Below are 18,318 nucleotides of genomic sequence, written 5' to 3'. Positions count from 1 at the left end.
CTGAACATAGAAACCGCGGCTTGATCGGCAAGCCGCGGTTTCCAAGGTGGACAAAATTTAATCTGCCGTTTGCGTTTTTACATGTGAATCGGCTTGAAGAAGGCGGCGAGCGCGGCTTCCTTCACCGCTTCCGACATCGTCGGATGGGCGTGGCAGGTGCGGCCGAGGTCTTCCGCCGATCCGCCGAACTCCATCAAGACGGCGATCTCGTGGATCATCTCGCCGGCGCCGAAGCCGACGATGTGACCGCCGAGAACGCGATCGGTTTGCTTGTCCGTGAGGATTTTTACGAACCCGTCGGCGACGAGCATGGCGCGGGCGCGGCCGTTGGCGGTGAACGGGAACTTGCCGACCTTGTAGGCGACGCCCGCCGCCTTCAGCTCCTCTTCGGTCTTGCCGACGGATGCGACTTCCGGCTGGGTATAAACCACGCCCGGAATGACGTCATAATTCACGTGGCCGGCCTGGCCCGCGAGGATTTCGGCAATCGCGACGCCTTCGTCTTCCGCCTTATGCGCCAGCATCGGGCCGCGCACGACGTCGCCGATCGCATAGATGCCCTTGACGGTCGTCTGGAAGTGGCTGTCGATCTCGATGCAGCCGCGCTTGTCCATCGCTACACCGGCCTCGGCAAGCCCGAGACCCTCGGTATAGGGTTTGCGGCCGGTGGCGATCAGCACGACATCGGCTTCGATCGTCGTCGCCTCGCCGCCCTTGACCGGCTCGAAGGTGACCTTCGCACCGCTGGCCCCCTTTTCGACAGCCGTCACCTTGGCGCCGACCTTGATGTCCATGCCCTGCTTGACGAGCATGCGCTGGAACTGCTTGGAAACCTCGCCGTCCATGCCGCCGAGAATGGTGTCGAGATATTCGACGACGGTGACCTTGGCGCCGAGGCGCTGCCAGACCGAACCGAGTTCGAGCCCGATCACGCCGCCGCCGACGACGACGAGGTTTTGCGGTACCTTGTCGAGCGCGATCGCGCCGGTCGAGGAGACGATCACCTTTTCATCGATATCGACCTTCACGCCCGGAATGCCGGCAACGTCCGAGCCGGTGGCAATGACGATTGCCTTCGTCTCGAGCACCTGTTCTTCACCCTTGTCGTTGGTGACGCCGACCTTGCCGGCGCCGAGCACCTTGCCGGTGCCCTGGAAGGCCTCGATCTTGTTCTTCTTGAACAGGAAGGCGACACCGTCGACGTTCGCCTTCACCGTCGCGTCCTTGTGACCCATCATCTTCTCGAGGTTCAGCTTCGGCGCCAGCCCCTCGATGCCGAGTGCGTCCATGCCGTGGGCGGCGTGGCTGTACATCTCGGAGGCGTGCAGCAGCGCCTTGGAGGGAATGCAGCCGATGTTGAGGCAGGTGCCGCCGTAGGTCGCGCGCTTCTCGACGACGGCGACCTTCAAGCCGAGCTGCGCCGCCTTGATGGCGCAGACGTAACCGCCAGGACCCGAACCGATAACAACGAGATCATATGCCATGAAATGTCCTTCCTGAGGGCGACGGCTACGGCCGCCGCTAACGTTGAGAGCGGCACCCGTTACATAGGAAGCCGCGTCGGAGAGCAGATAGAGGATCGATTGCGCAACTTCATCCGGCGAACCCGGACGTTGCATTGGAATTGTCGCGGCCAGGTCGCGCGCCCTGTCCGGCAGCCCGCCCGAGGCGTGAATGTCCGTGTCGATGATCCCGGGCCGGACGAGATTGACGCGAATGCCCTCCGCGGCGACCTCGCGCGCGAGCCCGATCGTGAAGCTGTCGATCGCGCCCTTCGTGGCGGCGTAGTCGACATACTGACCGGCCGAGCCAAGCAATGACGCCATGGACGAGACGTTGACGATCGCTCCGCCCCGGCCGCCGTGGCGCGTGGACATGCGCCGCACGGCTTCCTGCGCGCAGCGGATCGAACCGATGACATTGACGGCGAACATGCGATCGAGGCGCTCGACGGAAATCTCGTCGACGCGAGCGGGATGGCCGACGATGCCGGCATTGTTGACCAGTCCGTCGAGGCGGCCGAAGGTTGCGTCCACCGCAGCGAAGATCGAGGCGAGACCGGCTTCGGTGCCGACATCGCCTTCGATCGCAACCGCCGAGCCACCGGCGGCACGGATCTCGGCGACGACCGCATCTGCTGCTGCCGCATTCGACGCATAGTTCACCGCAACCTGCCATCCGGCCGCAGCGGCGAGCCGACAGACGCTGGCGCCGATGCCCCGGCTTCCGCCGGTCACGAGAAGCACGCGATGATCGGTCATTGCGCGCACCCCTTGTAGGTCAGGACGTCCCAGGGAGCGACGGAGAGCTTGCCATCGTCCCAGGCACTGGAAAATCGCAACGCCGGGCCGAAGCCGGCCAACAGCAGCCGTTGCGCGGCCTCTTCTCCTTCGGCCGGGACCAGTTCGGCCGGCGCTCCGGTCAGGTCCAGCGGATAGACGATGCCCTGCCAGACGGTGCAGGCGGCAATCTCCTCGCCGGTCACGTCCCCTTCCGGGCAGTTGTGCATGACCATGCCAATGGAGCGGGCCACCTCGTCACCCATCATGATGTGGCCGTCGAGCAAAAGCTCGCCCTTCACGGCCTTCACCGTGAAACGGTGCGTGACGGCTGCAGCCTCGGAGCCGACAGGCTCGAAGGCAAGCTCATAGGCGCCGTCGCGATCCGCATAGATCGCCCGCTCCTGCTTGCACTCTTGCGCGAGCGCAGCACTCGCCGCGAAGGCCGACAGCACCGTGGAAACCAGCAGGGCGCGCGTGACCATGAGCTAGCCCGCCCGTTCCGTCGCAAGCCGGATGCCGAGCGCAATGAACACGACGCCGCTGATGCGGTCGATCCACTGGCTGGCGCGCGAGAAGGCGGAACGCATTCTCGGCGTCGTCATGAACAAGGAGACGCCGACGAACCAGAGGATCAGGGCGGCGGCCATGACGAGACCGTAGCCGAACTTTACCATCATCGGCGTGTGGGCGCTGACGACGGTCGAGAAGATCGACAGGAAGAAGAATACGGCCTTGGGGTTGAGCACATTGGCCATGAAGCCGAGTCCGAACGCCTTGAGCGCCGATTGGTGCTGGGCGGGCGCAACGTCAGACCCAATCCCGGCGTCGATCTCGGACCGGCCGGCGCGCAACGCCTTGACGCCGATGTAGATCAGGTAGGCGACACCGCACCATTTGGCGATGTTGAAGAGGTAGATCGACTGGGAGATGATCAGCCCCAGCCCCAGGATCGTATAGGTGACGTGGACCATCAGCGAAACGCCGATGCCGAACGAGGTGATGATCGCCGACTGGCGGCCGTGGACGATGGACTGGCGCAGGACCATGGCGAGGTCGGCGCCGGGGGAGACGATGGCGAAGGAGAAGATCGCCATCAGCGAGGCCAGCTCGATCAGATAGGTATGCATCTCAGGTCTCCGTCGATCACAGGACGAGGGCGGCGAACATGCAGAAGAGCCCGACGAGCGCGCCGAGCCATGCCAGCGAGCGGATATAGACGATCCCCGCCAGATAGAGCGGAAGGTAGAGGATGCGGCAGGCGAACCAGATCAGGGCGCCGCGATAGCCCCATCCCGAAGGATCTCCGGCGACGGCAAGGGCAAGCGCCAGTCCGACAAAGGCCGGATATGTCTCGCGCAGGTTTGCCGAGGCGCGGGCCGCGCGCCCGGCGAGCACGCCCGAAGGCTTGCGCTCGTCGTCGCGCGGACCCGCGTTCCATTCGGCGCCCAACTCCAGCGTGGAGAGGAAGCCCTGCAGCGCGACCTGCAGGACGAGCAACGCGGCGCTCCATGCCACAATCGTGACAAAGGGTGAGGCTGCGAGCGCTGCTGCGTCCATGGGGGTCCGTCCTTACAGATCCAGAACCAGGCGTTCCGGATCTTCCAGGCTTTCCTTGACGCGCACGAGGAAGGTCACCGCTTCCTTGCCGTCCACGATCCGGTGGTCGTAGGAGAGCGCAAGGTACATCATCGGCCGAATGACAATCTGACCGCCGACGACGACCGGACGCTCCTGGATCTTGTGCATGCCGAGGATGCCCGACTGCGGTGCATTGAGGATCGGCGAGGACATCAGCGAGCCATAGACGCCACCATTGGAGATGGTGAACGTGCCGCCCTGCATGTCGGCCATCGAGAGCGCGCCGTCACGCGCGGCCTTGCCGAGGCGGCCGATCTCCTTCTCGATCTCGGCGATCGACATCTGGTCGGCGTCGCGCACGACCGGCACCACGAGGCCCTTGTCGGTGCCGACGGCGACGCCGACGTGGCAGAAGTTCTTGTAGATGATGTCGGTGCCGTCGATCTCGGCGTTGACGGCCGGCAGTTCCTTCAGCGCGTGGGTGACGGCCTTGGTGAAGAAGCCCATGAAGCCAAGCTTGACGCCGTGCTTCTTCTCGAAGATGTCCTTGTAGCGGCTGCGCAAGTCCATCACCGCCTTCATGTCGACCTCGTTATAGGTGGTCAGCATCGCGGCGGTGTTCTGCGCGTCCTTCAGGCGGCGCGCGATCGTCTGGCGCAGACGGGTCATCTTCACCCGTTCCTCGCGCAGCGCGTCGGCTTCCGACGACGGCGCGCGGGCCTGGATCTTCACCGGTTCGGCCGGCGCGGACGGAGCCGAAATGCCCTTGGCCACGGCGGCAATCACGTCGCCCTTCAGCACCTGGCCGCGCTTGCCGGAACCATCGACCTGCTCAGACGAAAGGTTGCTTTCGGCCAGCATCTTGGCAGCCGCCGGCGCCGGCGGCATGGAGGACGCGGGCGCGGCAGCCGCAACGGGGGCAGCGGCAGCGGCAGGCTCGGCGACCTTGGCCGCAGGTGCGGCCGCGCCGGCAGAAGCGCCTTCGGCGATCTGGCCGAGCAGCGCGCCGAGGCCGACGGTCTCGCCGTTGGCGGCGAGGATCTCGGAGAGCACGCCGGAGGCCGGTGCCGGCACTTCGACGGTCACCTTGTCGGTTTCGAGCTCGACGATCGGTTCGTCGGCCTTGACGACATCGCCGACCTTCTTGAACCAGGTGCCAACGGTGGCTTCGCTGACGGATTCACCGAGGGTCGGGACGCGGATTTCAGTAGCCATTGTTCAAGTCCTGAAATGTTGAATGGTTGAATTCTTGAGCGGATCCGGCCTCAGGGCCGGAGGATCAGGGACGGCATGGGCGAGACGCGGAACTGAAAGCCGAGGCCGGCGAGGATAAGCGGATCGTTGTCGGCCACGGCCTGCGCCGCCGCCTCATCCTCGACCTCGATCACCGCCATGCCCCAGGCGCCGTCGGCGTCGAAGACCGGTCCGACGGCAATCGCCGTTCCTGCCGAAGCCTTCTCGCGCCAGTAGTCGGCATGCCGGTTCATGGCTTCCATCTCCTTCTCGCTAGCATCATGCGGAAAGCTTAGACGCGGCGGCTGAAGCCTCAAGTGGAAGTAAGCCATCGCGTCCATCCTCCTCAATCGCCGAGCGCATCCTCGAGGAATGCGGCCAGCTGTTCAAGATGCTTGGACATCAGGCCCGTTGCCGGCGATGCCGACGCCGGACGGCCGGTGTAGCGGACGCGCTGGTGCTTGGCATCGATGTGGGCAAGCACCCATTCCAGATACGGATCGATGAACGACCAGGAACCCATGTTCTTCGGCTCTTCCTGGCACCAGACCATCTCCGCGTTGCGGAAGCGCGACAGCTCGTTGATCAGCGCCTTGGCCGGGAACGGATAGAGCTGTTCCAGGCGCAGCAGGTAGACGTCGTCGATGCCACGCTTTTCGCGCTCTTCCAGCAGGTCGTAGTAGACCTTGCCCGAGCACATGACGACGCGCCGGATCTTGGCATCCTTCTGCAGCTTGATCGGCCCGTCCTTGATCACCTCGGCATCGTCCCACAGCAGCCGGTGGAACGAGCTTTCGCCGGCGAGCTCCGACAGGCTCGAGACTGCCCGCTTGTGGCGCAGCAGCGATTTCGGGGTCATCAGGATCAGCGGCTTGCGGAAATCGCGCCGCATCTGCCGGCGCAGGATGTGGAAGTAGTTTGCCGGCGTCGTGCAATACGCCACCTGCATGTTGTCTTCCGCGCAAAGCTGCAGGAACCGCTCGAGGCGGGCGGAGGAGTGCTCCGGACCCTGGCCTTCGTAACCATGCGGCAGCAGGCAGACGAGACCGGACATGCGCAGCCACTTGCGTTCGCCCGACGAGATGAACTGGTCGAACACGACCTGCGCGCCGTTGGCGAAGTCGCCGAACTGCGCTTCCCAGAGCGTCAGCGCGTTCGGACGCGCCAGCGAGTAGCCGTACTCGAAGCCGAGCACCGCCTCTTCCGAGAGCATCGAGTTGATGACCTCGAAGCGCGCCTGGTTCGGCGACAGGTTGGCCAGCGGAATGAAGCGGTCTTCCGTCTCCTGGTCGTACAGGACGGAATGGCGCTGCGAGAAGGTGCCGCGTTCACAGTCCTGACCGGAAAGGCGGATCTTGTGGCCGTCGAGGCATAGCGTACCGAAAGCGAGCGCCTCGGCCATGGCCCAGTCCAGCCCCTCGCCCGTCTCGATCATCTGCGCACGGTTGTCCATGAACCGCTGGATCGTACGGTGGGCCTTGAAGCCTTCCGGGATGGTCGAAAGCTTGCGGCCGACCTCCTTCAGCTGCTTCATCGGCACCGACGTCTTGCCGCGGCGCTGCTCGTCGGCATTGTCGGCGGCGCGCAGGCCCGACCAGAGGCCGTCCAGCCAGTCGGCCTTGTTCGGCTTGTAGGACTGACCGGCCTCGAACTCCTGTTCGAGCTTGGCGCGCCAGTCCGCCTTCATCTTTTCCACTTCGCCCTCGGTGATCAGGCCTTCGGCGATCAGTCGCTGCGCATAAAGCTGGACGACCGTTTTGTGGGCGCGGATCGCCTTGTACATCTTCGGCTGCGTGAACGCCGGCTCGTCGCCTTCGTTGTGGCCGAAGCGGCGGTAGCAGAACATGTCGATGACGACCGGCTTGTGGAACTTCATCCGGTATTCGGTCGCAATCTTCGCCGCGTACACGACCGCTTCCGGATCGTCGCCGTTGACGTGGAAGATCGGCGCCTCGATCATTTTCGCCACGTCGGACGGATAGGGCGACGAGCGCGAGAAGGCCGGGTTCGTGGTGAAGCCGATCTGGTTGTTGATGATGAAGTGGACGGTGCCCGCGACGCGGTAGCCGCGCAGGCCGGAAAGTCCGAGGATTTCCGCCACGACGCCCTGCCCCGCGAAGGCGGCATCGCCGTGGATCAGCAGCGGCATGACCTTGGAGCGCTCGCGCAGGGGAATGATGTCGCCCTCGAAGATCGTCGCCATCTGGTCCTGCTTGGCGCGGGCCTTGCCCATGACGACCGGGTTGACGATCTCCAGGTGCGACGGGTTCGCCGTCAGCGACAGGTGGACCTTGTTGTTGTCGAACTCGCGATCGGAAGAGGCGCCGAGGTGATACTTCACGTCGCCGGAGCCTTCGACGTCATCGGGGGCATAGGAGCCGCCCTTGAACTCGTGGAAGATCGCCCGGTGCGGCTTGGCCATCACCTGCGAGAGCACGTTCAGGCGGCCGCGATGGGCCATGCCGAGGACGATTTCCTTCAGGCCGAGCTGGCCGCCGCGCTTGATCAGTTGCTCGAGCGCCGGGATCAGCGATTCACCGCCGTCGAGGCCGAATCGCTTCGTGCCCTTGTACTTGACGTCGATGAACTGTTCGAAGCCTTCCGCCTCGATCAACTTGGAGAGAATCGCCTTTTTGCCTTCCGGCGTGAAATCGACCCCCTTGTCCGGCCCCTCGATGCGGGCCTGGATCCACGCCTTGATCTCCGGATCGGAGATGTGCATGAACTCGACGCCAAGCGTGGAGCAATAGGTGCGCTTCAGGATCTCGATCATCTGCGGGATCGTCGCGTATTCGAGACCGAGCACGTTGTCGATGAAGATCTTGCGGTCGTAGTCGGCTTCAGTGAAGCCGTAGGCCGACGGGGACAGCTCGTTGTAGTCGTCGACAGGATCGGCCAGGCCGAGTGGATCGAGGTTGGCATGCAGATGGCCGCGCATGCGATAGGCACGGATCATCATGATGGCGCGAACAGAATCGCGGGTCGATTGCACGACTTCGCTGGCGCTGACCGGTGCGCCAGTCTGGGCGGCCACGGCCTCGGCCTTCGCCTTGACCTTCTTTTCGATCGCCTTTTCGACCGTGCCCCAGTCACCGTCGAGGGCTGATACGAGCTCGCCATTGGCGGCGATCGGCCAGTTCGACTTCTTCCACGACGCGCCCTTTGCGGCCTTCTGGATGTCGGCGGGCTGGTCGCCCAGACCCTTGAAGAAGCTCTGCCACTCCGGCGACACCGATGACGGGTCCTGCTCGAAACGGGCATAGAGCTGTTCGATATAGTTGGCGTTGGCGCCGTCGAGGAACGACGTTACCTGAAACTGTTCGTTGGCGTCTTGTCTTGCCATGTGTGCCACTCGCGGGCGCCGCGCCCGCCTCCTGACTGAAAACCGCTCCCGGCCCTAGAAGTCCGGAAGAACTGCCCGCCCGGCCCCTCGCAACGGCGGGGCCCGGGCGACCGTCATGGAACGGCCGGCGAGGTGCCGGCCGTTTGTGTCGCCTCAGCCCTTGAGGACTTCGACGAGGGTCTTGCCGAGGCGTGCCGGCGACGGCGAAACGCGGATGCCGGCCGATTCCATGGCCGCGATCTTCGATTCTGCGTCGCCCTTGCCGCCGGAAACGACCGCGCCGGCGTGACCCATCGTGCGGCCCTTCGGCGCCGTGCGGCCCGCGATGAAGCCGGCCATCGGCTTCTTGCGGCCCTTCTTGGCCTCGTCGATCAGGAACTGCGCCGCGTCTTCCTCCGCCGAACCGCCGATTTCGCCGATCATGATGATCGACTGGGTGGCTTCGTCTGCGAGGAACATCTCCAGCACGTCGATGAACTCGGTGCCCTTGACCGGGTCGCCGCCGATGCCGACGGCGGTGGTCTGGCCGAGGCCTTCGTTGGTGGTCTGGAACACGGCTTCATAGGTCAGCGTGCCCGAGCGCGAGACGATGCCGACCGAGCCCTTGCGGAAGATCGAGCCCGGCATGATGCCGATCTTGCATTCTTCCGGCGTCAGGATGCCCGGGCAGTTCGGGCCGAGCAGCCGCGACTTCGACTTGTCGAGCTTGGCCTTCACCCGCACCATGTCCATCACCGGGATGCCCTCGGTGATGCAGGTAATGAACGGGATCTCGGCGTCGATCGCCTCGATGATCGCATCCGCAGCACCTGCCGGCGGAACGTAGATCACGGTCGCGTCCGCGCCGGTCTTTTCCCTGGCTTCGGCGACGGAGGCGAAGATCGGCAGCACAGTGCCGTCGACGCCCGACGACCACGTTTCGCCGCCCTTCTTCGGGTGGATACCGCCGACCATCTTGGTGCCGTAATAGGCGAGCGCCTGTTCGGTATGGAAGGTGCCGGTCTTGCCGGTCAGGCCCTGAACCAGGACCTTCGTGTCCTTGTTGACGAGAATAGACATTCTTTCCGGTCCTTCCAGATTAGGCTTTGATCGCCGCGACGATCTTCTTCGCCGCATCGTCAAGGTCGTCGGCGGCAGTGATCGCCAGACCCGACTCGTTGAGGATCTTCTTGCCGAGCTCGACATTGGTGCCTTCGAGGCGAACGACGAGCGGAACCTTCAGACCGACTTCCTGCACGGCCGCGACGACGCCTTCGGCGATGACGTCACAGCGCATGATGCCGCCGAAGATGTTGACGAGGATGCCCTCGACCTTCGGGTCGGCGGTGATGATCTTGAAGGCGGCCGCGACCTTCTCCTTGCCGGCGCCACCGCCGACGTCGCAGAAGTTGGCCGGCTCCTTGCCGTAGAGCTTGATGATGTCCATCGTCGCCATGGCGAGGCCGGCGCCGTTGACCATGCAGCCGATGTTGCCGTCGAGCGCCACGTAGGCGAGGTCCCACTTGGAGGCCTCGATTTCCTTGGCGTCTTCTTCGGTCTCGTCACGCAGGGCCTTGATGTCGTCGTGACGGAACAGTGCGTTGCCGTCGAAGGAGACCTTGGCATCGAGCACACGCAGGTGGCCATTCTGCATGACGATCAGCGGGTTGATCTCGAGCAGCGCCATGTCCTTCTCGACGAAGGCCTTGTAGAGCGCCGGGAAGAGCGACTTGGCGTCTTCGGCGGCCGCACCCGACAGTTCGAGGGCCTTGGAGATTCTGGCGACGTCGTCGGCGGTGACGCCGGCTTCCGGATCGATGGCGATCGTGTGGATCTTCTCAGGCGTGTCGTGGGCGACGGCCTCGATGTCCATGCCGCCCTCGGTCGAGACGACGAAGGCAACGCGACCGACCGAGCGGTCGACCAGCAGCGAGCAGTAGAGCTCGCGGGCGATGTCGGCGCCGTCTTCGATGTAGAGGCGATTGACCTGCTTGCCGGCCTCGCCGGTCTGCGCCGTCGCCAGGGTGTTGCCCAGCATTTCCTTGGCGTGGGCAACGACCTCGTCGATCGACTTCGCCAGGCGAACGCCGCCCTTGGCGTCGGGGCCGAGTTCCTTGAACTTGCCCTTGCCGCGACCGCCCGCGTGGATCTGGCTCTTGACCACATAGAGCGGGCCGGGGAGCTTCCTGGCGGCAGCCTCGGCCTCTTCGACCTTGAGAATGGCCACGCCTTCGGCAACCGGTGCGCCGTAGCTCTTCAGCAGCGCCTTCGCCTGATATTCGTGAATGTTCATGGAAAAATCCTCTCTCTTGGCCGAAGCGGTTTACTTCAGCGCCGGAGCGATGTTGATGCAGGCTTCGCAGAGCCCGGCGACGGCGCCGACCGACTTGTCGAAGGCTTCCTTCTCGGCCTTGTTGAGGTCGATCTCGACGATGCGCTCGACGCCGCCGGCACCGAGAACGACCGGAACGCCGACATACATGTCCTTGACGCCGTACTGACCGGAGAGGTGAGCGGCGACCGGCAGGACGCGCTTCTTGTCCTTCAGGTAGGACTCGGCCATTTCGATCGCCGAGGCGGCCGGGGCGTAGTAGGCCGAGCCGGTCTTCAGCAGGCTGACGATCTCGGCGCCGCCGTCACGGGTGCGCTGGATGATCTGGTCGAGGCGCTCCTGCGTGCACCAGCCCATCTTGACGAGGTCGGTGAGCGGAATGCCGGCGACGGTGGAGTAACGGGCGAGCGGCACCATCGTGTCGCCGTGGCCGCCGAGCACGAACGCGGTGACGTCCTGGACGGAGACGTTGAATTCCTCGGAGAGAAACAGGCGGAAGCGGGCGCTGTCGAGAACGCCGGCCATGCCGACGACCATGTTCTTCGGCAGGCCGGAGAACTTCTGCAGCGCCCAGACCATCGCGTCGAGCGGGTTGGTGATGCAGATGACGAAGGCGTTCGGGGCATATTTCTTGATGCCGGCGCCGACCTGTTCCATGACCTTGAGGTTGATGCCGAGCAGGTCGTCGCGGCTCATGCCCGGCTTGCGGGCGACGCCGGCGGTGACGATGCAGACGTCCGCGCCTTCGATTGCCGCATAGTCGCTGGCGCCGGTGAGCGAGGCATTGAAGCCTTCGACGGGGGACGACTGGGCGATGTCGAGGCCCTTGCCCTGGGGGATGCCGTCAGCAATATCGAACAGGACGATGTCGCCCAGTTCCTTCAAGCCGGCCAGATGGGCCAGCGTGCCACCGATCATTCCAGAACCAATAAGTGCGATCTTCTTGCGCGCCATGAAAGTGCTTCCTTTGCGATCTAACTTCGAAAGGTCGGCGCCGCAAACGCCCAACCGTCCGACAAAACGCAATAGCGCCCAACCACCGCAATATCAATCACTACTTTTGGTGCGAGATATTTCAATCGGTTAGAAGCAAATTTTCTTACGTTCACGTAAGTTTTTTGGCTGCAAATTCGTCACAATTCAGCGATCCGCTGCCGATGGCTTTCGGCGTACTCCACGCTGCGGATCTCGATCAGCCGGGAAACCGTGCGGTCGAACTCGAAACCTTCCGTCCCCTTCTTCGCCACGAGCAGATTTTCAGGGGCGGCAACGGCCGATGCAAAAAGGCGCGCGCCCTGATCGTAGATCGTGTCGACGAGGTTGATGAAACGCTTCGTCTCGTTTCGGCGATCCGGTCCGAGGAACGGGATGTGATCGACGAAAATGGTATCGTAGTGTTTGAGAATGGCCAGGTAGTCCGCCGCGCCATGCGGTTTCTCGCAGAGGTCGGCGAAGGTAAACCGCGCGGTCCTGCCCGCCGCCGCCGGCACCGCAATCTTGCGCCCGCGAAAGCCGATCGCCGCCGGCGCCACCTCCAGACCGGCCGTTTCCCGGCGCCAGGCCCGGTCCATCGCCTCGTCGGCGTCCGGGCCAAGGGGAAAACGGAAGACCGGAAGGCCTTCGTCCTTCTCCAGGCGATAGTCCGTCTGTGAATCCAGCGCCACGATGTCGACGTGCTTCTTCAGGAGGTCGACGAAAGGCAGAAACAGCCCGCGATTCAGCCCGTCCTTGTAGAGATTGTCCGGCTCGACGTTCGAGGTCGCCACGAGAATGCAGCCGCGCGCGAACAACTCGCCGAAGAGCCGCGACAGGATCATCGCATCGGCGATGTCGGTGACCGAGAACTCATCGAAGCAGAGGAGCCGTGCCTCCGCGATCAGGCTCTCGGCGACCGGCGGAACGGGGTCGGCCTGCTTCGTCTCGCCGCGCTTCAACTTCTGCCGATGCTGATGGATGCGTTCGTGCACGTCGGCCATGAACTCGTGAAAATGGGCCCGGCGCTTGCGCTTGATCGGAACGAGCGCGAAGAACAGGTCCATCAGCATGGTCTTGCCGCGCCCCACCCCACCATGGATGTAGAGCCCACGCGGCACGGCGGACTTCTCCGGCTTGCGGGAGGCGAAAAGCCAGCCGAGCGCGCTCGTCTTGCGCGCCGGACGCTGGGCCTGGATGGCTTCCAGCAGGGCATCGAACCGCAGCGCCATCGCCGTCTGCAGCGGGTCGGCACGCAACTCGCCCGCCGCCACCATCGCCGTCAGCCGGTCGGAGACGCCGTGTTCGGCATAGGCGGACACACCGTCCCAATCCTGCTTGGTGGGCACGTGACCGATCTCCGTGATGTGTTGGCCGTCGATGATCAGCGCGACAGGCTGATCGGCTGCCCGCCGGAGGTCGCGCCCTCGAACCGGGAGTCGCCGGTCCGGCTCAGGCGAGCGATCGGGTTGCCGCTGCGGTCCTTCAGGATCACCTGGCCTCCGGCCACTTCCCACGAGCCCATCTGCGTCAGCTCGCCGGCGCAGCCGCGCGTGCCGCCGCGCGAGCCGGAGCCGAGATTGGTCAGCGTGAGGAACATGTCGCAGGAGGTCGGGCCGTTGGCGACGCGCCAGTTGCCGACCATCGCTTCCTTTTTCACCTCGAGCCCGCCGGCGGCGGCACCAGACGCATCACCGGGCATCGCCATCGCGGTGTCGGTTGTGGGGGCGGCCGGGAACTGCTGCGAGGTGCTCGTCGTCGGATCGGGCAGCTGGCCCGAGGACACGGTGCCGACCGGGGCGGCCTGCAGCGGCGCGACCGGCTGCGTGTCGATGCCGCTCATCGAAGTCCGCTGGCAACCGGCCAGTGCGAGCGCCATCATCAAGCCGCCTGCCACATGTTGAATTCGCATGTCGAAACTCCTGCCGCTGCGTCGGACGCCATGAATACGTAGCAATCCTGGCCGGATTAGCGTGAATCGCGAGTCTAAATCAAGTCTTGGCCGACGGATTGGCCGGGGCCGAGCGCGATCAGCCCTCGGTCGACAGCAATGTCAACCGGGTAGCCGGCTGCATGCTTTCCGTGTCACTGCAGGCCCGCAACAAAAATGCCGGGCAAGTTGCCCGGCATTTGCAGGATTGAGACGGCGCGCCGGTTACAGCCGACGCTCGACCAGCATCTTCTTGATCTCGCCGATCGCCTTGGCCGGGTTCAGACCCTTCGGGCAGGCCTGGGCACAGTTCATGATCGTGTGGCAACGATAGAGGCGGAACGGATCCTCGAGGTTGTCGAGGCGCTCGCCGGTCGCTTCGTCACGGCTATCGATCAGCCAGCGATAGGCCTGCAGCAGCACGGCCGGGCCGAGATAGCGGTCGCCGTTCCACCAGTAGCTCGGACAGGAGGTCGAGCAGCAGGCGCACAGGATGCACTCGTAGAGGCCGTCGAGCTTCTGCCGGTCCTCATGGCTCTGCAGCCACTCCTTCGCCGGTGTCGGCGAAACCGTCTTCAGCCAGGGCTCGATCGAGCGGTGCTGGGCGTAAAAATGCGTCAGGTCCGGCACGAGATCCTTGACCACCGGCATGTGCGGCAGCGGGTAGACCTTCACGGCGCCACTGACCTCGTCCATGCCCTTGGTGCAGGCGAGCGTATTGGTGCCGTCGATGTTCATCGCGCACGAACCGCAGATGCCCTCGCGACAGGAACGGCGCAGCGTCAGCGTCGGATCGATCTTGTTCTTGATGTAGAGCAACGCGTCGAGGACCATCGGGCCGCAGTCGTCGACGTCGACATAGTAGGTGTCGATCGACGGGTTCTTGCCGTCGTCCGGGCTCCAGCGATAGACGCGGAACTCGCGGGTGTTGGTCGCGCCGGCCGGCTTCGGCCAGACCTTGCCTTCGGTGACCTGCGAGTTCTTCGGGAGGGCGAGTTCAACCATATCCAGTTTTCCTCGGGATCAGTAGACGCGGGCCTTCGGCGCGATCTTCTGCGGATCGATGCCTTCGGCGATGAGGTCGGTGTGGACCGGGCGATAGTCGAGCTTCACGTCGCCGGCTTCATTCACCCAGGCAAGGGTATGCTTGCGCCAGTTGACGTCGTCGCGGCCACCGAGCGGGCCGTCCTTGTAATCCTCGCGCGCATGCGCGCCGCGGCTTTCCTTGCGGGCTTCGGCGCCGACGACCGTGGTGATGGCGTTCGCCATCAGGTTCTCCAGCTCCAGCGTCTCCACCAGGTCGGAGTTCCAGATCAACGAGCGGTCGGTGACCTTCAGGTCGGCCATTTCGCCCCAGAGCTCCTTCATGCGGCGGCAGCCGTTTTCGAGCGATTCCTGGGTGCGGAACACCGCCGCGTCTTCCTGCATGGTGCGCTGCATCTTGTCGCGCAGCACCGCCGTCGGCGTACCGCCATCGGCAAAGCGCAGCCGGTCGAAGCGGTCCATGATCTTGTCGCAGGCGGCCTTGTCGAGCGCCGGGATCGGCTCGTTGCGGTCGATGACCTCGCCGGCGCGGATCGCCGCGGCGCGGCCGAAGACAACAAGGTCGATCAGCGAGTTGGAGCCGAGCCGGTTTGCGCCGTGCACCGAGGCGCAGCCGGCCTCGCCGACCGCCATCAGTCCGGGCGCGATGCGCTCCGGGTTGGCGCTGTCGGCGTTGAGCACTTCGCCCCAGAAGTTCGTCGGAACGCCGCCCATGTTGTAGTGGACGGTCGGCAGGACCGGGATCGGCTCGCGGGTCACGTCAACGCCGGCGAAGATCTTGGCGCTCTCGGAGATGCCCGGCAGGCGCTCGTGGAGGACGGCCGGATCGAGATGATCGAGGTGCAGGAAGATATGGTCCTTGTTCTTGCCGACGCCGCGGCCTTCGCGGATTTCCAGCGTCATGCAGCGCGAAACGACGTCGCGCGAGGCAAGGTCCTTGGCCGACGGCGCATAGCGCTCCATGAAGCGCTCGCCTTCGGAATTGACGAGATAGCCGCCCTCGCCGCGGGCGCCTTCGGTGATCAGACAGCCGGAGCCGTAGATGCCGGTCGGATGGAACTGCACGAACTCCATGTCCTGCAACGGCAGGCCGGCGCGGGCGGCCATGCCGCCGCCGTCGCCGGTGCAGGTGTGGGCCGAGGTCGCCGAGAAGTAGGCGCGGCCATAGCCGCCGGTCGCCAGCACCACCATCTTTGCGGTGAAGCGGTGGATCGTCCCGTCGTCGAGGTTCCAGGCGACGACGCCGGTGCAGCGGCCGTCGGGCGACATGATCAGGTCGATCGCGAAGTACTCGATGAAGAACTCGGCGTTGTTGCGCAGCGACTGGCCGTAGAGCGTGTGCAGGATGGCGTGGCCGGTGCGGTCGGCGACGGCACAAGTGCGCTGCACCGGCGGCCCTTCGCCGTAGTTCTGCATGTGGCCGCCGAACGGCCGCTGGTAGATCTTGCCTTCCTCGTTGCGCGAGAACGGCACGCCGTAGTGCTCGAGCTCATAGACCGCCTTCGGCGCTTCCATGGCGAGATACTGCATCGCGTCGACATCGCCGAGCCAGTCGGACCCCTTCACGGTGTCGTAGAGGTGCCACTGCCAGCTGTCCGGCGTCATGTTCTGCAGCGAGGCAGCGATGCCGCCCTGGGCGGCGACGGTGTGCGAGCGGGTGGGAAACACCTTGGTGATGCAGGCAGTGCGGAAGCCCTGCTCGGCCATGCCGAGCGTGGCGCGCAAACCCGCGCCACCGGCGCCAACGACCACTACGTCGTAGGCGTGGTCGACATACTGATAGGCTTTGCCGTTCATCGCCGGCGAGGAGTTCGGTGCCATGGTGAATTATCCTGCGAAAGCGATCTTCAGGACGGCGAAAAGACAGAGCCCGCCGACCAGCGCCGCAAAGAAGGTGTTGAGCATGAGCAGCAGGATCTTGGATCCTTCTGCATGGACATAGTCCTCGATGATGACCTGCATGCCGAGCTTCATATGGTACAGCCCGGAGATGACCACCAGACCCATCAGCACCGCAACAATCGGATGCGACAGCGCCGCGCGGACCTCCGCATAGGGCGCGCCGGCATAGCAGACGATGAAGCCGACGAAGAACAGAAGCAGCGGCAGGTTGGCGACCGCGGTGAGACGTTGACGCCAGAAGTGGTCGGTGCCGTCCTTGGCCGAACCGAGGCCGCGAACGCGACCGAGAGGTGTACGCATATCCATGTCAGTTCCTCAGCGCACCAGATAACCGATGATCCAGGTCAGCACCGCCAGCGCGACGGATGCGACCGGCATGGCCTTTGCAACCTTGGTGGAGAAATGCTTCTCGTAGCCGCGCCCCGTGTCCCAGACCAGGTGACGGATGCCCCCGAGCATGTGATGGAACAGCGCCCAGGTGTAGCCGAACAGGACCAACCGGCCGATCCAGGTGCCGAAGAACCAGCTGACCCAGTCGAAGTAGCTTTCACCCATCGCGGCTGCGATCAGCCACCAGGCGACGAGAACCGTGCCGACATAGAGCGCACCACCAGTGATGCGGTGCATGATCGACATGACCATGGTCGGGATCGGCTTATAGATTTGAAGATGCGGCGAGAGCGGCCGGCTTTTTGTGACATTCGTCATCAGAACCCTCACGGAACTCCGGAGAATTGCCCCGATAACTGGACGATCATGCTCCGGAATTGCACTTAGTATGTGCGCAATGCAGTGAGAGCGACGTTTAATCGCCGGAATGCGGAACGACAAGTGTCATTGCACTGCAAAATCAATTTAATCGATTAAGACAAAAGTGTGGCGTTGAGGGACCTCCAGGCCCGTTAACCATTGTTAACAGTTGTTATCAACTGGTTAACCAAGTCCGTGACTTTCAACTGAAAATCGGCAAAACTGGTTGTGTGGACCTGTTTCCGCGTAACCTGGAGGCAAAACAGAATGAGTCTGTTTTCAAGAGGCTGCATGATGGCGGTCGCGCTCGCCGTCACCGTTCCGTTCGTCATGTCGATGCCGGTCGAGGCGCGAGACCGCCATGACGGCAGCGGCCATAACGGCTTTTCCAATGGCAGCGTCTCAGGCGGAAACATGTCCCGCGTCTGGAGGCGCAACCACCAGGCCCGGAACGATGACAACCATCGTCACCGGAACAGGGATCGCAATGTGCTCGGCCGGGACATCGTCGGCGGCAACCTGTTCCGGGACAATCACCGCTGGCGACGCGACTGGCGCGGCGGAAACGACTGGCGCTTCGGCCGGAACTGGCAGGTAGCCCGTCCTGACTGGGTGGAGCAGCCGGACCTGTTGCGCAATCGCGTGCGCCCCTATTACGCTGGGCCGTACCGCCCTTATTACGCCGGCCAATATGAGGACCGCGAGCGGTTCAACAACAACTTCTACGGCGGCTCGATCTCAGCCTATGACGATCCTGGAAACGGGATGTACTTCTACGTCGATGGCTATGGCGATGGAATGGGCGATCAGGGCGGCTATCCGGTCCGCCCTGCCAACAACGCCAAGGTCATCATCGTGTCGCCGGAAACGGAAACGTCGAGCTGCAGCTTTGAAGCCGGTGTCTGCGTCATCCGCCCCTGACGGGTTGCGTCCGGCTTCCCGTTTCCGGGACCGCGCATTGTGACATCCACTA

17 protein-coding genes and 1 pseudogene are annotated in these 18,318 nt (G+C 64.1%); 1 reads left to right on the top strand and 17 read right to left on the bottom strand.

Translation table 11 applies throughout. From position 1 onward, the window contains the following. Window positions 1-77 precede the first annotated feature (77 nt). The 17 genes and pseudogenes from lpdA to sdhC form a co-directional block, all read right to left on the bottom strand. The gene (lpdA, locus tag JNC62_RS05595) at window positions 78-1,484 is read right to left on the bottom strand and encodes a dihydrolipoyl dehydrogenase (RefSeq protein ID WP_374836935.1); all 1,407 of its coding nucleotides are present in this window, start codon (window positions 1,482-1,484) and stop codon (window positions 78-80) included. 42 nt (window positions 1,485-1,526) lie between these two features. Continuing rightward, a pseudogene (locus tag JNC62_RS05590) lies at window positions 1,527-2,261 on the bottom strand (SDR family oxidoreductase); the annotation flags it as partial. Next, the gene (locus tag JNC62_RS05585; RefSeq protein ID WP_374836755.1) at window positions 2,258-2,764 is read right to left on the bottom strand and encodes a hypothetical protein; all 507 of its coding nucleotides are present in this window, start codon (window positions 2,762-2,764) and stop codon (window positions 2,258-2,260) included. The gene JNC62_RS05585 and the pseudogene JNC62_RS05590, both read right to left, overlap by 4 nt. Window positions 2,765-2,767: 3 nt before the next feature. Further along, on the bottom strand, window positions 2,768-3,409 hold the full coding sequence (locus tag JNC62_RS05580; protein ID WP_374836754.1) for a LysE family transporter: 642 nt from the start codon (window positions 3,407-3,409) through the stop codon (window positions 2,768-2,770). Between the two features lie 16 nt (window positions 3,410-3,425). After that, window positions 3,426-3,839 carry an MAPEG family protein gene (locus JNC62_RS05575; RefSeq protein WP_374836752.1) on the bottom strand — a complete coding sequence of 138 codons (414 nt, stop codon included), beginning with the start codon at window positions 3,837-3,839 and terminating at the stop codon, window positions 3,426-3,428. A 12-nt stretch (window positions 3,840-3,851) separates the two neighbouring features. Further along, the gene (gene odhB / locus JNC62_RS05570; RefSeq protein ID WP_374836751.1) at window positions 3,852-5,075 is read right to left on the bottom strand and encodes a 2-oxoglutarate dehydrogenase complex dihydrolipoyllysine-residue succinyltransferase; all 1,224 of its coding nucleotides are present in this window, start codon (window positions 5,073-5,075) and stop codon (window positions 3,852-3,854) included. A gap of 50 nt (window positions 5,076-5,125) precedes the next feature. Next, window positions 5,126-5,425, bottom strand: a complete 300-nt coding sequence (locus tag JNC62_RS05565; RefSeq protein ID WP_374836749.1) for a YciI family protein — start codon at window positions 5,423-5,425, stop codon at window positions 5,126-5,128. Window positions 5,426-5,439: 14 nt separating this feature from the next. After that, window positions 5,440-8,436, bottom strand: a complete 2,997-nt coding sequence (locus JNC62_RS05560; RefSeq protein ID WP_374836747.1) for a 2-oxoglutarate dehydrogenase E1 component — start codon at window positions 8,434-8,436, stop codon at window positions 5,440-5,442. Between the two features lie 153 nt (window positions 8,437-8,589). Continuing rightward, window positions 8,590-9,495: a succinate--CoA ligase subunit alpha gene (gene sucD, locus JNC62_RS05555; RefSeq protein ID WP_374836745.1), complete on the bottom strand. Its 906-nt coding sequence runs from the start codon at window positions 9,493-9,495 to the stop codon at window positions 8,590-8,592. A gap of 19 nt (window positions 9,496-9,514) precedes the next feature. Then, a complete protein-coding gene (gene sucC / locus JNC62_RS05550) occupies window positions 9,515-10,708 on the bottom strand; it encodes an ADP-forming succinate--CoA ligase subunit beta (protein ID WP_374836743.1) in 1,194 nt (397 codons plus the stop codon). A gap of 30 nt (window positions 10,709-10,738) precedes the next feature. Next, window positions 10,739-11,701, bottom strand: a complete 963-nt coding sequence (gene mdh / locus JNC62_RS05545) for a malate dehydrogenase (RefSeq protein ID WP_108002471.1) — start codon at window positions 11,699-11,701, stop codon at window positions 10,739-10,741. Between the two features lie 179 nt (window positions 11,702-11,880). Next, window positions 11,881-13,041 (bottom strand): cell division protein ZapE, encoded by a 1,161-nt coding sequence (gene zapE, locus JNC62_RS05540; protein ID WP_374836933.1) that lies wholly within the window; start codon window positions 13,039-13,041, stop codon window positions 11,881-11,883. A 62-nt stretch (window positions 13,042-13,103) separates the two neighbouring features. Further along, window positions 13,104-13,631, bottom strand: a complete 528-nt coding sequence (locus tag JNC62_RS05535; protein ID WP_374836741.1) for a protease inhibitor Inh/omp19 family protein — start codon at window positions 13,629-13,631, stop codon at window positions 13,104-13,106. Between the two features lie 243 nt (window positions 13,632-13,874). Then, entirely contained in the window at window positions 13,875-14,654 is a 780-nt protein-coding gene (locus tag JNC62_RS05530; protein WP_374836739.1) for a succinate dehydrogenase iron-sulfur subunit, read from the bottom strand. 18 nt (window positions 14,655-14,672) lie between these two features. Beyond that, a complete protein-coding gene (sdhA, locus tag JNC62_RS05525) occupies window positions 14,673-16,514 on the bottom strand; it encodes a succinate dehydrogenase flavoprotein subunit (protein ID WP_374836737.1) in 1,842 nt (613 codons plus the stop codon). A gap of 6 nt (window positions 16,515-16,520) precedes the next feature. Next, window positions 16,521-16,901: a succinate dehydrogenase, hydrophobic membrane anchor protein gene (sdhD, locus tag JNC62_RS05520; protein WP_374836735.1), complete on the bottom strand. Its 381-nt coding sequence runs from the start codon at window positions 16,899-16,901 to the stop codon at window positions 16,521-16,523. Window positions 16,902-16,910: 9 nt separating this feature from the next. Further along, on the bottom strand, window positions 16,911-17,303 hold the full coding sequence (gene sdhC / locus JNC62_RS05515) for a succinate dehydrogenase, cytochrome b556 subunit (RefSeq protein WP_374836733.1): 393 nt from the start codon (window positions 17,301-17,303) through the stop codon (window positions 16,911-16,913). 309 nt (window positions 17,304-17,612) lie between these two features. Here sdhC and JNC62_RS05510 point away from each other — a divergent pair, with 309 nt between their 5' ends. Then, complete coding sequence (locus JNC62_RS05510; protein WP_374836731.1) at window positions 17,613-18,266, top strand: hypothetical protein; 654 nt, start codon at window positions 17,613-17,615, stop codon at window positions 18,264-18,266. The last annotated feature ends 52 nt before the right edge of the window (window positions 18,267-18,318 follow it).

Source organism: Mycoplana ramosa (genome assembly GCF_041930185.1).
Taxonomy (GTDB): Bacteria; Pseudomonadota; Alphaproteobacteria; order Rhizobiales; family Rhizobiaceae; genus Mycoplana; species Mycoplana ramosa.
Note: the sequence above shows the minus strand (reverse complement) of the source record. Positions and strands in the feature narration are given on the sequence as shown.

Bases quoted from the DNA above. Each gene is read 5' to 3' on its own strand.
- lpdA (WP_374836935.1), bottom strand. From the start codon at position 1,484: ATGGCATATGATCTCGTTGTTATCGGTTCGGGTCCTGGCGGTTACGTC.
- JNC62_RS05585 (WP_374836755.1), bottom strand. From the start codon at position 2,764: ATGGTCACGCGCGCCCTGCTGGTTTCCACGGTGCTGTCGGCCTTCGCG.
- JNC62_RS05580 (WP_374836754.1), bottom strand. From the start codon at position 3,409: ATGCATACCTATCTGATCGAGCTGGCCTCGCTGATGGCGATCTTCTCC.
- JNC62_RS05575 (WP_374836752.1), bottom strand. From the start codon at position 3,839: ATGGACGCAGCAGCGCTCGCAGCCTCACCCTTTGTCACGATTGTGGCA.
- odhB (WP_374836751.1), bottom strand. From the start codon at position 5,075: ATGGCTACTGAAATCCGCGTCCCGACCCTCGGTGAATCCGTCAGCGAA.
- JNC62_RS05565 (WP_374836749.1), bottom strand. From the start codon at position 5,425: ATGGCTTACTTCCACTTGAGGCTTCAGCCGCCGCGTCTAAGCTTTCCG.
- JNC62_RS05560 (WP_374836747.1), bottom strand. From the start codon at position 8,436: ATGGCAAGACAAGACGCCAACGAACAGTTTCAGGTAACGTCGTTCCTC.
- sucD (WP_374836745.1), bottom strand. From the start codon at position 9,495: ATGTCTATTCTCGTCAACAAGGACACGAAGGTCCTGGTTCAGGGCCTG.
- sucC (WP_374836743.1), bottom strand. From the start codon at position 10,708: ATGAACATTCACGAATATCAGGCGAAGGCGCTGCTGAAGAGCTACGGC.
- mdh (WP_108002471.1), bottom strand. From the start codon at position 11,701: ATGGCGCGCAAGAAGATCGCACTTATTGGTTCTGGAATGATCGGTGGC.
- JNC62_RS05535 (WP_374836741.1), bottom strand. From the start codon at position 13,631: ATGCGAATTCAACATGTGGCAGGCGGCTTGATGATGGCGCTCGCACTG.
- JNC62_RS05530 (WP_374836739.1), bottom strand. From the start codon at position 14,654: ATGGTTGAACTCGCCCTCCCGAAGAACTCGCAGGTCACCGAAGGCAAG.
- sdhA (WP_374836737.1), bottom strand. From the start codon at position 16,514: ATGGCACCGAACTCCTCGCCGGCGATGAACGGCAAAGCCTATCAGTAT.
- sdhD (WP_374836735.1), bottom strand. From the start codon at position 16,901: ATGGATATGCGTACACCTCTCGGTCGCGTTCGCGGCCTCGGTTCGGCC.
- sdhC (WP_374836733.1), bottom strand. From the start codon at position 17,303: ATGACGAATGTCACAAAAAGCCGGCCGCTCTCGCCGCATCTTCAAATC.
- JNC62_RS05510 (WP_374836731.1), top strand. From the start codon at position 17,613: ATGAGTCTGTTTTCAAGAGGCTGCATGATGGCGGTCGCGCTCGCCGTC.